Annotated in this window: 11 protein-coding genes; 5 read left to right on the top strand and 6 right to left on the bottom strand. The window is 62.5% G+C overall.

Annotated elements, in window-relative coordinates; translation table 11 throughout:
- Positions 1-172: 172 nt before the first annotated feature.
- From FKZ61_RS13005 to FKZ61_RS12995, 3 genes are all read right to left on the bottom strand, one after another.
- Positions 173-1096 carry an ABC transporter permease gene (locus tag FKZ61_RS13005; protein WP_211358542.1) on the bottom strand — a complete coding sequence of 308 codons (924 nt, stop codon included), beginning with the start codon at positions 1094-1096 and terminating at the stop codon, positions 173-175.
- A complete protein-coding gene (locus FKZ61_RS13000) occupies positions 1097-2059 on the bottom strand; it encodes an ABC transporter permease (protein WP_141610552.1) in 963 nt (320 codons plus the stop codon).
- Between the two features lie 177 nt (positions 2060-2236).
- Positions 2237-4033 (bottom strand): peptide ABC transporter substrate-binding protein, encoded by a 1797-nt coding sequence (locus FKZ61_RS12995; protein WP_141610551.1) that lies wholly within the window; start codon positions 4031-4033, stop codon positions 2237-2239.
- Positions 4034-4742: 709 nt separating this feature from the next.
- Between FKZ61_RS12995 and FKZ61_RS12990 the strand changes: the two genes are divergently transcribed.
- From FKZ61_RS12990 to FKZ61_RS12975, 4 genes are all read left to right on the top strand, one after another.
- Entirely contained in the window at positions 4743-5924 is a 1182-nt protein-coding gene (locus FKZ61_RS12990) for an aminotransferase class V-fold PLP-dependent enzyme (protein ID WP_141610550.1), read from the top strand.
- A gap of 172 nt (positions 5925-6096) precedes the next feature.
- Positions 6097-7422, top strand: coding sequence for an ABC transporter substrate-binding protein (locus FKZ61_RS12985; RefSeq protein ID WP_170199659.1), 1326 nt, complete (start codon positions 6097-6099; stop codon positions 7420-7422).
- A gap of 123 nt (positions 7423-7545) precedes the next feature.
- The gene (locus FKZ61_RS12980; RefSeq protein WP_141610548.1) at positions 7546-8505 is read left to right on the top strand and encodes a carbohydrate ABC transporter permease; all 960 of its coding nucleotides are present in this window, start codon (positions 7546-7548) and stop codon (positions 8503-8505) included.
- A gap of 2 nt (positions 8506-8507) precedes the next feature.
- Positions 8508-9602, top strand: a complete 1095-nt coding sequence (locus FKZ61_RS12975) for a carbohydrate ABC transporter permease (protein WP_211358541.1) — start codon at positions 8508-8510, stop codon at positions 9600-9602.
- Between the two features lie 105 nt (positions 9603-9707).
- Here the strand turns inward: FKZ61_RS12975 and FKZ61_RS12970 are convergent, their stop codons facing one another.
- The 3 genes from FKZ61_RS12970 to FKZ61_RS12960 form a co-directional block, all read right to left on the bottom strand.
- Positions 9708-10808, bottom strand: a complete 1101-nt coding sequence (locus FKZ61_RS12970; protein WP_141610547.1) for a glycoside hydrolase family 172 protein — start codon at positions 10806-10808, stop codon at positions 9708-9710.
- A gap of 65 nt (positions 10809-10873) precedes the next feature.
- Positions 10874-11935: a dihydrodipicolinate synthase family protein gene (locus tag FKZ61_RS12965; RefSeq protein ID WP_141610546.1), complete on the bottom strand. Its 1062-nt coding sequence runs from the start codon at positions 11933-11935 to the stop codon at positions 10874-10876.
- Entirely contained in the window at positions 11935-12951 is a 1017-nt protein-coding gene (locus FKZ61_RS12960; protein WP_141610593.1) for an NAD-dependent epimerase/dehydratase family protein, read from the bottom strand. Before FKZ61_RS12960 ends, FKZ61_RS12965 begins: the two co-directional genes overlap by 1 nt.
- 757 nt (positions 12952-13708) lie before the next feature.
- Here FKZ61_RS12960 and FKZ61_RS12955 point away from each other — a divergent pair.
- Positions 13709-14962 (top strand): ROK family transcriptional regulator, encoded by a 1254-nt coding sequence (locus tag FKZ61_RS12955; protein ID WP_141610545.1) that lies wholly within the window; start codon positions 13709-13711, stop codon positions 14960-14962.
- Positions 14963-15036: the final 74 nt, after the last annotated feature.

Raw genomic sequence — 15036 nt, 5'->3', positions numbered from 1 at the left:
GTACTTTAATTTTGAACCACAGATTCTACGGATTACACCGCATCTGACGGCGCTTACTCCGCCAATGGCCAGCCATCGCGATGCGGAGTCGGCATCCTCGGATGCCGATCCAGACAGGACCGCGTCGCATCGACCACCCTGCCCTCCTGCACCCTGGAACTGGCGCCCCGGATTACAGGCTCTGGTTCGGGTCCAGCGCGTCCCGCAATCCGTCGCCCACGAAGGAAAAACCCAGCATGGTCAGCGCGATGGCCAGGGTGGGGAAGAGGGCCATGTGCCAGGAGACCCGCACGTAGGCGCCGGCCACCCCTACCATCTTGCCCCAGCTGGGGATGGGATCGTTGACGCCGATGCCCAGGAAGCTCAGGCCTGCCTCGCCGAAGATGGCGGTGGGAATGCCAAAGCTGACGGCGATGAGCAGTGGCGAGAGGGCGTTGGGCATCAGGTGGCGGAAGATGATATCCCGCTGGGGAACGCCCAGGGCCCGGGCCGCCTCCACGTACTCCTTCTCTCGCAGGGAGAGGAGCTGCCCCCGGGTGAGCCGGGCGATGCCGATCCAGCTGGTGATGCTGAGGGCGAAGATAACCTTCCACAGGCCGCCGCCCAGCAGGGTGATCACCAGGATGGAAAAGAGCAGCCCCGGGAACGCGGTCATGATTTCGATGATGCGGGTGACCACGAAGTCCACCTTGCCACCCAGGTAGCCGGCCAGGCCGCCCAGGGGGACGCCGATGAGCAGGGCAATGAGCTGGATGGAGATGCCCACGGTCATGGAGGTGCGCGCTCCGTAGATGAGGCGGCTCAAGTAATCCCGCCCCACTTCGTCGGTACCCAGTGGATGGGCCGGATCCCGCATGGGCAGCAGCCGGACCTTGGAGAAGTCGGCCTTGTCGTAGGGGAACGGCGCGATCAGGTCGGCGAAGATGGCCAGGAAGAGCAAGAAGACCACGATCACCAGGCCGAAGACGGCCAGACGGTTGCGCATGAAACGGCGCACGGCATCCTGCCACAGGGTCCGATGTCGTCCCATTTCCTGGGACAGCTCCCGGTTGGGCTTCAGGGCAACGGAGAGTTCTCCGCTTTTGGCTTCGGCCATTTACTGTCCCTCCTGCGCGCCCAGGCGCACCCGTGGGTCGATCCAGGTGTAGACAATGTCGGTCAGCAGGTAGACCAGGCCCCAGAGCACGGCGATGAGCAGGATGGTAGCCATGATCATGGGGTAGTCCCGGTTGAAGGTGCTGGTCACGAAGTATTTCCCCAAGCCTGGAATGCGAAAGATGGATTCGATGAAAATGCTGCCGGTCATCAGGTCTGGGATGATGGGGCCGGCAACGGTAACCAGGGGGATCATGGCGTTGCGCAACACGTGGCGGAGCATGACGCTTCGTTCCCCCAGCCCTTTGGCCCGGGCAGTGCGCACAAAGTCGGCGTGCATATACTCCACCACGCTGGCCCGGGTGTAGCGGGCGATGATGGCCATGGGCGCCAGGGCGTAGGCCACCACCGGCATGATCCAGTCGGTGCAAAAGTAGCGCCCCACCAGGCAGGTCGAATCGCTCCAGCCGCCCATGGGTAGCCAGTCTAGATAGACAGCGAAGAGGAGGATGGCCAGGGTGCCGATGACAAAATTGGGCATGACAATGCCCAGGGTCGCCATAAAGGTCACCGCGTTGTCGATCCAGGAGTTTTGGTGGTAGGCGGCAATGATGCCCAGGGTGATGCCCAGACTGAAGGCCAGGAAGACGGTCAGGGCGCCCACCTGGGCGGTGATCTTCCAGGTCTTGGCGATCAGCTCGGCCACGGTGGTGGTGGGCTGCTGGTAGGGAATGCCGAAATCAAAGCGCAAGGCGTTTTTCATGTAATTCAGATATTGTTGCCAGACCGGCTTGTCCAGGCCATATTTGCGCATAATGTTGGCCTTGGCAGCCGGAGGCAGGGGCTGTTTTCCTTCGTCAAAGGGGCCGCCGGGCACGGCGTGCATCAGGCTGAAGGTGATCATGGAGACCATGATCACCACAAAGAGCAGCGACAACAGGCGGCCCAGGATGTATCGGGTCATAGACCTGTACCTTCGTTCCGTTGAGAACGTCCCACCACCAGGGCGGCGGAGGGATTGGGGGAATGGGTAACTGGGTGATTGGAGGAGAATGTCACCCGGTCACCCACTCCTAATCCCCGAATCCCCTTGTCCCCCGCCGCCCTGGCAGTGAAAGCCTTCATCAGTGTTCAGCGATCATCAGTGTTCAGCGATATAGAGGTCACCCCAGACCCAGTCGTTGCCCCAGTGCCAGGCGGCGATGCCGTTGGAGTCGGGCGTCCGCAGGCCTTCACCCTGGACGTAGGGCTGGTAGAGGGTCCCCTGCCAGCGATGGGCGATGAAGACGCCGCCCACGTCATCCACCAGGATGCGCTCCGCTTCCCGGAACATCTGGTCCCGCTTCTCCGGATCGCCCACCAGCGGCGTGGCTTCGCGGATCAGGCGGTCGAACTCGTCATTCTTCCACGAGTGGCGGCCGGTGGAGACCCAGATGCCCAGCAGGTTGGAGGGATCCAGGTAGTCCATGCCGTAGGAGATGGCGCCGAACTTGAGCTGGGTGGGCTTGGCGTTCAGGGCGTCCATGTAGACCTTGTAATCCTTGTTGGACACTTCGATCTGGATGTTCAGGCACTCGGAGATGGAAGCGGCCACGGCCTGGAAGACGGCCTGGAGCGCGGGGCTCTCGTTGCGCAGCCACATCTCCAGCTTGGGGAAGCCTTCGCCGTTGGGGTAGCCGGCGTCGGCCAGGTACTGCTGGGCCAGCTCGCAGTCATACATCTGATACTCCTTCAGCTTCCCTTCGGTGTCGGAGGAGGGGAAGCCGGGCATCAGCATGGAGTAGGCGGGCATGGCTTTGATCTCGCCGTAGACATTCTTCACGATGCTCTCCCGATCCACCGCGTGGGCGAAGGCCTTGCGCACGTTGAGATCGTTGAAGGGCGGCGTGAAGGTATCGAAGAGCAGGTAGTCGGTGCGGAAGTCGCCGTAGTGGCGCAGGTAGTTGGCGCTCAGCACCGGGTCGTTCAGGATCAGGTCGAAGTCGGCCGGGGTGAGCTGTTCGTAGCCCACCGCGTCGATCTCACCGTTCTGGAAGGCGGCGAAGTAGGTGCTGGGATCCATGTAGATGATTTCCCGGCGCTTGAGGTAGGGCGGGTTGGGGCCCTTGTATTTCTCATTCGCCTCCAGCACGATGCGCTTGCCCGGCTCCATGGAGACCAGCTTGAAACGTCCCATGCTCACCGAGGTGGCCGGGTCGTTGTTGTAGTAGGGGCCGTGCTCTTCCAGGGCCTTGGCCTGCAGCGGCCAGGCGAAGTGCATCATGCCCGGCAGCGGCGGGAAGGGGTTGTAGGTGGTGATCTGCAGGGTCAGGTCATCCACCGCCTGGACGCCCAGCTCCTCCACCGGCAGCTCGCCCGCGATCACCTCGTCCCAGTTCTTGATCACGCCCGAGTAGAACCAGGCGAAGTCCCAGGCGTGTTCTGGATCGGCGGCGTAGCGGTAGGTGGCCACCCAGTCGTGGGCGGTGACTGGCGTGTCGTCCGACCAGATCATGCCAGGGCGGATGTGGAAGGTCCAGGTCAGGCCATCTTCCGAAACCTCCCAGCTCTCTGCGGCCATGGGGATGACGTTGAAGTCCTTGTCCAGGTCCACCAGGGCCAGGGAGAAGGAGCTATCCCCTGCGCAGAAGCGCTGGTAGACAGCCACCATGAAGTCAAAGGTGGTCTGGTTGGCGGTGATGTCGCACGGCTCCCGGTAGACCTGCTGGTCGTAGGGGACGGCGTCCTCCGGCAGCCGTTCCCCGAAGACCGTGATGTAGGCGTCTTCGGGCGCGGCTTCGCCTGCTTCCTGGGCCTGGGCTGTCGGTTCAGCCGGGGCCTCTGCCGCCTGTTGGGGCGGCGGCGCCTGGCAGGCGACCAGGACCAGGGTAAGCAGCGCCAGGAGGGTCCACACAGCCCGACGGCCGGATAGACACCAGTTGAGGCGTATTGTGTTCACATGCTCCTCCTTGTTGATGGTTGCAGGTATACGTGGATGGTTAACATAGATGGTTGACGCTCCAGATATTTTGGATTTGATGGGTTGTGAGTGATGATTGGTTGTGAACGAAATGCCGCCCAAAAGTGAGCGTTTTCGTCAGGGATAAACTGGTACTTTGAACGGTTCGGCCTGCAGGCCACGGCCCGCAACCGGGCGCAGACGTGTTCCCGGCGCCGGATTTCAGAGGGGGAAAGGTGTCATCAATGGCCGGTGTTTCAGGCGCGACGGCGTCTCGGGGGGCACCGGGCGATGAGACGTCCAGAGATGCCGGGTGAGACCGGCCACTGGAACAGACGTCGTTCCAGCGAAGTCCAGCGAAATCGATGAACAGGTCAGCGTGCCCTGGCCTGCCATCGCGAGGCGCTCTTCATTCTAATCAAGAACGCTCATGAGCGCAAACAAGCTTACGGGTGGGGTGTTTGGCCTTGTGAGAAGCATGGGGTGGGAAACCCGGGGGGAACACGGGGCAGCAGCCCACGGGTTCGCGGCCATATGTCCCCAGGTAGGGCACGTATCTAGGTTCTGTGACGTTTGACTTTTCGGTTGACGGCTAGAATAATGACATGGGATGCACGTTTCCATCCACCCGGCGGCGACGCCGGCATCGAAACCATTTCACCGTTCTACTCGACAAGCAACCTGTGCACCAACCTGAAGGATGGTTTTCATGTCCCATACCCAGGCAACCCGCGTCCAGGCTTTACCCCTGCCGGCGCTGGCCGATCAATTTCTGCTGGACCCCACCATCACCTTTCTGAACCATGGCAGCTTTGGCGCCTGCCCTCGGCCTGTCTTCGAGGAGTACCAGCGCTGGCAGCGGGAGCTGGAGCGGGATCCGGTGGATTTCCTGGGGCGGCGCGTGCCGACGCTCCTCACCCAGGCCCGGGAAACATTGGCTGCCTTTGTCGGCACCCAGGCAGACAACCTGGTCTTCGTCCCCAACGCCACTTATGGCGTGAATGTGGTGGCCCGTTCCGTGGGCCTGCAGCCCGGCGATGAAGTGCTGGCCACCGACCACGAGTATGGGGCAGTCAACAACACCTGGCGCTACCTGTGTGAAAAGGTGGGCGCGCGCTACATCAATCAGCCCATTCCCTTGCCCGTGACGGATGCGGAGAGCTTTGTGGAAGCCCTCTGGCAGGGGGTGACGCCCCGCACCCAGGTGATCGCCATCAGCCACATCACCTCCCCCACGGCCCTGATCTTCCCGGTGGAGGCGGTCTGCCGTCGCGCCCGGGAAGCGGGCATCGTGACCGTCATCGACGGCGCCCATGCCCTGGGCCAGGTGGATCTGGACCTGACCGCGATGGGGGCCACCTTCTACACCGGCAATGCCCATAAATGGCTGTGCGCGCCCAAGGGCGCCGCCTTTTTGTATGCCGACCCCGCGCACCAGCCCTCCCTGGAACCGCTGGTGGTCAGCCACGGCTGGTCCAACGGCCGTTCAGGCTCGCGCCTGTTGGACTACTTCTCCTGGACCGGCACCATGGATCCCTCGGCCTACCTGAGCGTGCCGGCAGCGATTCGTTTTCAACGGGAACACGACTGGCCCGCGGTGCGCGCGGCCTGCCATGCCCTGGCCAGCCAGGCCCGGGCCCAAATCCAGGCCCTGACGGGGCTGCCGGCCATCTCTCCAGACAGCCCCGCCTGGTTTGCCCAGATGTTCACCGCCCGCCTGCCGGAGGGGGAGATCGAGGGCCTGAGCCAGCGGCTGTGGGAGGAACACCGCATCGAAGTGCCGATCTTCACCTGGAACGGCCAGCCCATGATCCGGGTCTCCATCCAGGCCTACAACGGGCCCCAGCATGTGGAGCATCTGCTGGCGGCGCTGACCCAATACCTCTTCTAAGGCAAGATACTTCATCGCCTCCATCGACCTCTCTCCCTGGGGTATTGGCTCCTGTCCAATCACCAGTTTGCTAGAGGGCATTCGCCCTTTCTTTAGGTTAGGAATCGTCAAAGGAGTTGTGGGTCAATGAAAGGAGCTTCCCATGGTGTTGCGAATTCGATGGATGCGGCGTATGTGGTGGATGGTTTTCCTGGTTTTCGGGCTGGTGCTGGCCGCCTGTACACCTCCGGCGCCCACGTCGGCTCCGGGAGGAGAATCGGCGGCGCCCGCCCAGGCGACTGGCGGCGAGGAAAAGGTGTTGCGGGTCTGGATCACGTGGGGTGACAATCCGGCACAGCTTCAGTCCCTGTTTAACCAGTATGGCGAAGCCAACAACGTGCGGGTGGAGGTCAATTCCCCGGTCGAAGACGATAAGGTGATCGCCGCCCTCTCGGGTACCGAACCGCCGGACGTGCTGGTGACCGGCGGGCCGGACTCGGTGGGGACCTGGGCCCGTGAGAATCTGGTGACCCCCCTGGACGATTTCCTGGAGGGGGGCGAAGTGGATCTGGCCGATATCTTTGAGGCGCCGCTGAGCCAGTGTCTTTACCAGGGGAAGTATTACTGCTTGCCCTGGGGGACCGACACCTACGCGCTCTTTTGGAACAAAGATCTCTTTGAGGAGGCTGGCCTGGATCCGGAACAGCCGCCTCAAACCCTGGAGGAGTTGGCCGAGTTTGCCCGGAAGTTGACCAAGGTGGATGATAACGGCCAGATCACCCAGGTCGGTTTCATCCCCGATTTCTCCTGGTCTCACCTGGGCCTGTACACGGTCATGATGGGCGGCTATTGGTACAGCGAGGACGGCACGCAACTGCAATTGACTTCAGAGCCGGTGATCAATGCCTTGAAGTGGGAGCAGCAGTTCTACTGCGACTACAATGTGGATGAAGTGCTTCGCTTCAGCTCCTCCTTTGGGGGCTACGCATCGCCGGACAATGGTTTCTACGCCGGCAAGATTGCGATGCAGGTGGAAGGTGAATGGCAGCCGGGTCCCAATTTCATTCAGAAATACAAACCCGAGCTGTACTACGGCGTGGCCCCACTGCCGCCGCCGGCCGCCCATCCTGAACGGGCCGGCACCAATCTGGTGAGTGGCACCGTGGCCATGATCCCCAGCGGTGTCAAAGACAAGGAGGCGGCCTGGAAGCTCATGGCCTGGATGATGTCGCCGGAGATTGTGGCCGAGGAGATGGTGGCCAATTTCAACCTGCCTTCCAGCAAGAAAGCCGCAGAAGATCCCCGCTTCCGGGAGAATGAGAAGTTTGTGGTCTTCCTGGAACTCATGGGGAACCCCAACGCCCGGGCGCCCATTCTCACCCCGATCAATGCCGAAGTGGAGACGGAACTGGGGCAGATTGAGGAGCAGGTGCTCCACACCTGTGCCGACCCAGAGCCGTTGCTGCAGGCGGCCCAGGAGAAACTCCAACCCCTCCTGGATAAGGCCCTGGGCAACTGACCCTGTCACAGCGGAGCGATCGTAGAATCCCCTTCGGTTGGCCAAAATGGGGCACGGCCCGTCAGCCATGGCCGTGCCCCTCCTCGAACGTTTGGGTATCAGGTTTGGGTATCAGGAGGTGCCATGGCCCTCACAAACACACCCAGGGTCCATCCCGGTCGGTCGCCGAAACGGTGGAGTCCCCGGACCCGTCGCCAGTTATGGACCGGCCTCGCCTTTATCTCCCTCTGGATCTGCGGTTTTTTCCTTTTCAACCTCTATCCCATGTTGGCTTCGCTCTACTACAGCTTTACGGAATATCACATCAAGCAGCCGCTGGTGTGGATTGGCTCGTTGAACTATGTCAACCTGGTACGGGATCCACTCTTTTGGCGTTCCCTTTACAACACCGGCTACATGGTCGTCATCGGCGTGCCCCTCTCTTTGATCGTCTCGTTCATTTGTGCCCTGTTGTTGAACATCAAGATACCTGGCCAGTCTATCTATCGAGTCATTTACTTTTTGCCTTCCATCGTGCCGGTGGTGGCAAGCACCCTGCTTTGGCTCTGGATCTTGAACCCCAACAGTGGGCTACTGAATACCCTTCTGGCCGAAGTGGGCATCCGGGGGCCGAACTGGACCCGGGATCCGTTCTGGGCCAAGCCCTCCCTGATCCTGCTGGGGTTGTGGGGCGTGGGCAATACCATCATCATCTACCTGGCCGGTCTTCAGGATATCCCGCAGACTCTGATGGAAGCTGCCGAGCTGGATGGCGCTTCCTGGTGGCAACGGCTTTGGAAGATCACCATCCCCCTGGTGTCGCCCATTACCCTCTTTAACTTGATCATTGGCGTGATCGCCACGTTTCAATACTTCGCCCAGGCTTATGTCCTCAGTGCTGGGATCAGCCCCGTGGGCAGCGGCCTGGGGGCGCCCCTGAATTCCACCCTGTTTTACAGCGTCTATCTCTACCAACAAGGGTTCGTCTACCTGAAAATGGGATATGCATCGGCCCAGGCGTGGATCCTGTTTGTCATCATCCTGATCTGTACGGTGCTGTTGTTGCGTTCGTCCGAACACTGGACCTACTACGAGGGAGGTTAGCCATGGCCGATTGGGCAGTGACACCGGGGCGATCTACCGGCCACACCCTCCTTGCGGTACGCCAGGTTCGCCGCCTGTTGGCCCGCCTGGCTTCACACCTGATGGTCATGGCCGTGGGGCTCTTCTTCCTGGTCCCTTTCCTCTGGATGCTCTCCACCGCACTCAAGTCGGACCAGGACGTCTTCCGGGTTCCACCCACCTGGTTGCCCCACGACAACCTTTACGTGCAGGTAGGCGACCAACAACTGCCCATGTACCGGGTGACGATCGAAGGCCATACCCGACAGCTGGCCCTTCAATCCATCGCCGAAGGCTACGGGATTTTTCTTGATCCGGCCAACCCGGCACAGACCGAGAAGATCCGGATGCGGTACGCGGAGCCGGTCCTGGTGGTGGGGCTGCGCTGGCGTAATTTCGTGGACGCCATGAACCGGGCCACCCGTCCTGGACTGGGCGTCACCTTTTGGACCTACGTCCAGAACAGCCTGATCGTCGCCATCTTTTCGATTATCGGCACATTGGTGTCATGTGCGCCGGCGGCCTATGGCTTCGCCCGCATTCGCTGGCCGGGCCGCGACCTGGTTTTCATCCTGGTGCTGGCAACCATGATGCTGCCGTTCCAGGTCACCATGATTCCACTTTACATCTTCTTCACCACCAGGTTGGGGTGGAGCAACACCTTCCTTCCCCTGATCGTGCCCACCTTTTTTGGTAACGCCTTCGACATCTTCCTGTTGCGCCAGTTCTTCCGCACCATTCCTGAAGAGCTGGCCGACGCTGCCCGGGTGGATGGCGCTTCCGAGTTTCGCATTTTCTGGAACATCATGCTGCCCCTATCGGTGCCCGTGCTGGCCACCATCACCGTCTTTACCTTCCTGTGGGCATGGAACGACTTTCAGGGGCCGCTCATCTACCTGACCGATCCCCGACGCTTCACCATGGCCCTGGGGCTGCAGGATTTCCAACAGCAGCATGCCGTGGCCTGGAACCAGCTCATGGCCGCTGCCACCATCTTCACCGTCCCCATTGTAGTTCTCTTCTTCTTTGCCCAACGCACCTTCATTCAGGGGGTTAAGCTGACCGGGTTGAAGGGATAAGGGACGGGCATCGGCCTACCCGTTGGCGCCGCCTCTTGGGGCCAGCGGCATTCCCGGCCCCTTCGCCATCAGGGCGGGCACAGAGGCCCGCCCTGGTCGCCGCATTTAGATCACCTCCAGCTCGTTGAGGCCCGGCAGGGGCGGGAAGGGGGCGTGGGGCTCCGTCTGGTACCAGAAGGCCGTCGAGGCGATGTCGTCCTGGAGGGGCAGGTAGCGCCGCTGGCCGCCCAGGGCCGACCGCCACCCCAGGGCCTGGATGGTGACCCGCAGATCCTGCTTGAAGCGCACCGGATCCATGATGTGCCAGCGGTACATGCCAAACCGTTGCTGGGAGCGGTAGAGGCCATCGGGCTTGATCACCTGGGGCAGGCCGCTGTAGGGCGAGGAGAAGACCCCGTACTCTCCCCGGGGATGCTCAAAGTTCCACGCGCCGCCAAAGTAGTCTTCGGTGCCTGTGCCGCAGATGGTGGGCCAGTCGGTGTCGCCGTCCATGTAGAATTTGATTTCCCCTTCACCCCACCAGCCGTTGTTGTGGACGCCCCACGCCAGGTAGGTGCCCACGTAGTGGCCCTGGCCGCGCACGCCGTCCAGGATGGTGTGCACCGTCTGGTAGGGGAGGGGGTTGCTGCGCCGCCACTGGGCGTGGAAGTAGGCCCGGTCCTCCGGAACCTCGGTCAGGGTGTAGTTGATCTGGTAGTAGAAACCCCGGACTTCCTCGGGACTCAGATTCTCCACCGTGATGCGGGCATGGCGGCGAAAGGGCATCTCCCAATAACTGTTGAAGCCGCCCGCGGGGTTCACACAGACGGCCAGGGAGGTGACATTGCACCGCTCGCACCAGCCGTTGCAGAAGAAATCGCCGATGGGCACCTCTACCGAGGGATTCTCCTCCTCGTCCCAGTAGCAGCGAAAGACCAGCCGCCGCCAGTGCTCCGGGTGCACGGTCAGCCAGATCTGCTGGATGGCCCCCGGCCCCTGGATCTCGGCCAGGGTGGCCGTGCTCTCGCCGGCGATGTGGATGCTGGGCGAGACCTTCCAGCCCTGGCCCAGCTCTCGGGCTGCCACCGCGCCGGTTCCCTCGGTGGCCATACCTCCCTTGCCCTTCTCGCCGGTGAAGTTCTCCGGACTGATGGAGCGGGTCTCTGCATTGGAGAGACGCGACAGGTTGCCCAGGCTCATGCCCAGGCCGTTGAACGTGAGATTCATGGTGGCCTCCTGATGGTGAATGTGGGACGTTAGATGACGAATATCATGACTTCGTCCGGGCCCACTCAGGCCAGCCAGCGGTCCAGGTTCGCCCGGACGAAGTCGTCGTCGTTGAGGTGGGGATAGGCCCGGTAGACCCGGTCGATCTCCTCGGCCTGGCCGGGCGAGAGACATTCAGCGGGGTTCAGGCACCAGTTGCCCTGCATCAGCCCCTGGCGCCGCAGCACCTCGTGGATGCCCGCAATGCAGCCCCGGAAGTGGTTGGCCGCATCAAAAAAGGCGGCGTTGGCGTCGGTCACCTGGGCGCCGTAGGCCAGCCAGCGTCGGTAGTCCAGCCTTCCTTGACGGCGTTCCTCTTTCATGCGCTCCAACATCTGGACGGCCGTCCGGGTCCAGACCGCCCAATGGCCCAGCAGGCCGCCCACAATGCGCACGCAGGCCTTGCCATCGCCGAAGCAATATTCGGTCAGCAGATCGGCCACCAGGTTGTCGTCGTTGCCGGTGTAAAGGGCGATCTCCTCAGCCCGACCGGCGTCGGCCACCGCCCGGGCCACGTCCAGGGTGCGATAGCGGTCGAAGGGAGCCACCTTGATGGCCACCACGTTGGGGATCTCCACGAACTGGCGCCAGAAGCGGTAGCTCAGGTGTCGTCCACCCACCGCGGGCTGAAGGTAGAAGCCGAAGATGGGCAGGATCTCGGCCACCAGCCGGCAGTGGTGCAGGAGCTCTTCATCGGAGGCTTCCTTGAGCGCGGCCAGGCTGACCAGCGCGGCATGGTAGCCCAGGTCCGCGGCCAGGGCTGCCTCCCGCAGGGCCTGCTCCGTGGGGCCGATGACGCCGGCCACCTTGACGAAAGGCCGGGGAGAGGCGGTCAGCGACTCGTCGATAACCTGGCTGGCCAGGCTCAGCACCGGCTCCAGCAGCCCCGTCTTGGGGTCATGGATTTCAAACTGGGTGGTGTGAACGCCCACCGCCAGCCCACCGACGCCGGCATCGCAGTAATAGCGGGTCAGCGCCGCCTGATGGCGTTCATCCAGGGTGCGATCCGGGTGAATGGCCAGGGGATGGGCGGGGATCACCTGCCCCTCACGCAGGTGATGGGCCAGCTCCAACGGCATGGACGTCATCAAAATCTCCCGTCACGGGTTTCAAAATGGGTGGGTTTGTTCCAGGTCACACCATTTTCCGCGACCCATGCAGCGGTCCATTCCACCATTTGCTGGAGAGAGACCCGCGGGTAGCCGAAGAGCTGGTGTGCCCTGGCGGCATTGCTCAACAGAGCCGTCTCGGCCTCCTGGCCGACGAAGCTGGGGCGTACGCCGAAGAGGGCGCCGAATCGTTCGGCCAGGCGGCGGATGGATACGGTTTCCGGTCCGGTGACGTTGAGAACGAAGGGCGGTACACTGCAGTGGGGCAGCAGGGCCAGGGCCCAGGCGTTGGCGTCCCCCTGCCAGATCACATTCGCCGCCCCCATGCTCACATCCACAGGCTGGCCTGCCCGAACCCGGAGGGCAATGTCCAGGAGGACCCCATAGCGCAGATCGATGGCATAGTTGAGGCGCATGATGGCCACCTGCAGACCGCGGGTCCGGGCGAAGTACTCGAAAATTCGTTCACGCCCCAGGCAGGAGCTGGCGTATTCGCCCACCGGCTCCGGCGGGTCGGTCTCCACCGCGCCCCCCTCCACCACCCGGGTGAGGGGGTAGACGTTGCCGGTGGAGAAAACCACCACCCGGCCCGTCCCATAGCGCTCGCAGACATGCAGGGGCACCCCCACATTCATGGCCCAGGTCAGATCCGGGTTGCCGCTGGTGCCAAATTTCTGGCCGGCCATGAAAATCAGGTTGCGGCTCTCCGGCAACCGACCGACTGCCTCCCGATCCAACAGATCACAGGGGATGGTGTGGATGCCCCATGTCTCCAGCTTTTCCCGCAGGCCGGGCTGGGAGAAGCGGGCCACGCCAATGACCCGGTGGGGCGAGCCGATGGTCGCCAGAGCCCGGGCGGCCATGCGGGCCAGGGTGGGACCCATCTTGCCGCCCACGCCCAGGATCAGCAGGTCGCTGTCCAGGCTGCGCAGGGCTTCCAGGACCAGGGGGGTGGGTTCGGACAGGCGATCTTCCAGCTCTTCTTCGCTGCGAATGGGTTCTGTGTAGAGCGGTTGGGTGGGTAGGGCGTTGTGCTGGGCCATTGTGGTTTGGGCTGTGTTGTGGGTGTTTGGGTTTTTCGGGCAGATTTTAATCGGGTATCAGGCCAGGGCCATATAGTTTGTTCTGCGAATTAATGCGCGTATGGTATCATCCCCATGGAAAATTGTCAACCGTGTTGGACAAAAGGGGATAGGCTCGCTCCAGCTTGTTGGGGTCCGCCCATTGGGTGGCGTCGAAGGCAACGCCTGCAGGGATTCCGTGTCGGGTTCCTCCGCCTGCCAGCGCGGGGATCTGACATGGCTCGTGAATGAGTCAGGTCGCCAGATTCATGGAGGTACCCCATGAAGGCGAAGGAAACGGAGCGCAAGATGGGCTGCGCCCATGGAAGGGGGCACCGGTTCTCGTAGGGGTGGGCCTTTGGCTCGCCCGATGCTGCCCGAGTCGACGGCTGAACGGATGGTGACGCGGCGTCGTAGAGGGGCCCGGGAAATTCATCTGGGCTTCACGGATTTCACAGGTTGCATGGATGACATGATAGACTCTCCTGCGAAAAGCCACGGATTACACGGGTGGCACGGACTCTTTCCCTGGGAAATCTAGGGTCATCTGTGAGATCTGTGGGGCGAGTCGAATCAGGCGAGATGTGAAAAGGTTGTGTAAAAGGTGTAAAATTTCCGGTTGACGTGAAAAATAGGCTGTGTTACAATAGCCCTGCCTTTAGTTTTGTGTGGAAACAAACTGGGGGAGTGCATGACCACATGGGTTGCCCGCCCGGAAAGCGGCAAAGAACTCAACCGACGTCTCATCCTGGATCAGATCCGGCGTAACGCCCAGATCTCCCGCAGCGATCTGGTCCGGCTGACCGGCCTGAGCAAGGCGACGGTCTCCTCCATCGTGGCGGAGTTGATGGAGGCTGGACTGGTGGAAGAGGTGGGCAACCAGAACCCGCCGGTGGGCCGACCCCGTATCCTCCTCTCCCTGGTGGCCGACGCCAATTTTACCCTGGGGGCCGAGTTGACCGACGAGGAGTGTCGGGTGGTGCTGACCAACCTGCATGCCGAACCCATTCGCCGGGTCTACCGCGCCGTGGGCAGCACCGACCTCTCCCCCGAGCGCCTGATCCCGGTGTTGGAGGCCTGTGTCACCGAGGCTGTGGACGGCGTGGATCCCGCCTGCATTCTGGCCATGGGCGTCTGTGTGCCGGGCATCGTGGACCCCTCGTCCGGGACGGTGACCCTCTCGGTGATGTTGCCGTGGCGGGATGTACCCCTTGGGGCAGAGCTGAACAGCCGCTTCCCCTTCCCGGTGGCCGTCTTCTCCCGCGGAACCGCGGCCACCTGGGGAGAACGCTGGTATGGCGTGGGGAAGGATGTCTCCAACCTCCTCTACGTGCGGGTGGGCAGCGGGATCGTGGCCGGGCTGGTCATCAACGGCCAACCCTACCTGGGCCGGAATTTTGGCGCCGGTGAACTGGGGCACTTTACCGTCCAGCCGGACGGCGCCCTTTGCCGCTGTGGCAACCGGGGCTGCCTGGCCACGCTGGCGACCACCGGCGTGCTCTTGAGCCGGGTGCGGCAGCTCCTGCGGGAGATGCCCGACGCGGCCATGTCCCGGGCCATGCAGGAAAACTTCGACCACCTGAAGCTGGAGGATGTGGTGGCGGCTGCCGAGGCTGGGGCTCCGGCTGCCCTGCAGGCCTTTGCCGAGGTGGGGCGGTGGCTGGGCATCGCCCTGGGATCCACCATCAACCTGCTGAACCTGGACATGGTGGTCATCGGCGGCCCCATGGCGTTGGCGGGCGACTACCTGCTGCAGCCCCTCCGGCAGGAACTCCACCAGCGGGCCCTGCCGACGCATCTGGCCCAGATGTCGCTGGTCGCCTCCATGCTCAAAGAAGATGCTCCCGCTGTGGGCGCCGCCAGTCTGGTCTTGCATGAGCTCTTCTCCCCCGTGCGCACCTCTGCTGGCATGTTGCCCGCCGATCGGGTGAGTCTGTTCGCCTAAGTTTTTTGCCTGAGTTCCGATAAACTCTTTTTGCCCCTCTGCTGGTTAGGATCCTGCCCGTGGCCACCCTGGCC

Origin of the sequence: Litorilinea aerophila (assembly GCF_006569185.2) — a bacterium.
GTDB classification, from domain to species: Bacteria; Chloroflexota; Anaerolineae; order Caldilineales; family Caldilineaceae; genus Litorilinea; species Litorilinea aerophila.
The sequence above is the reverse complement of the archived record's forward strand: the minus strand, read 5'-3'. Positions and strand labels throughout refer to the sequence as shown.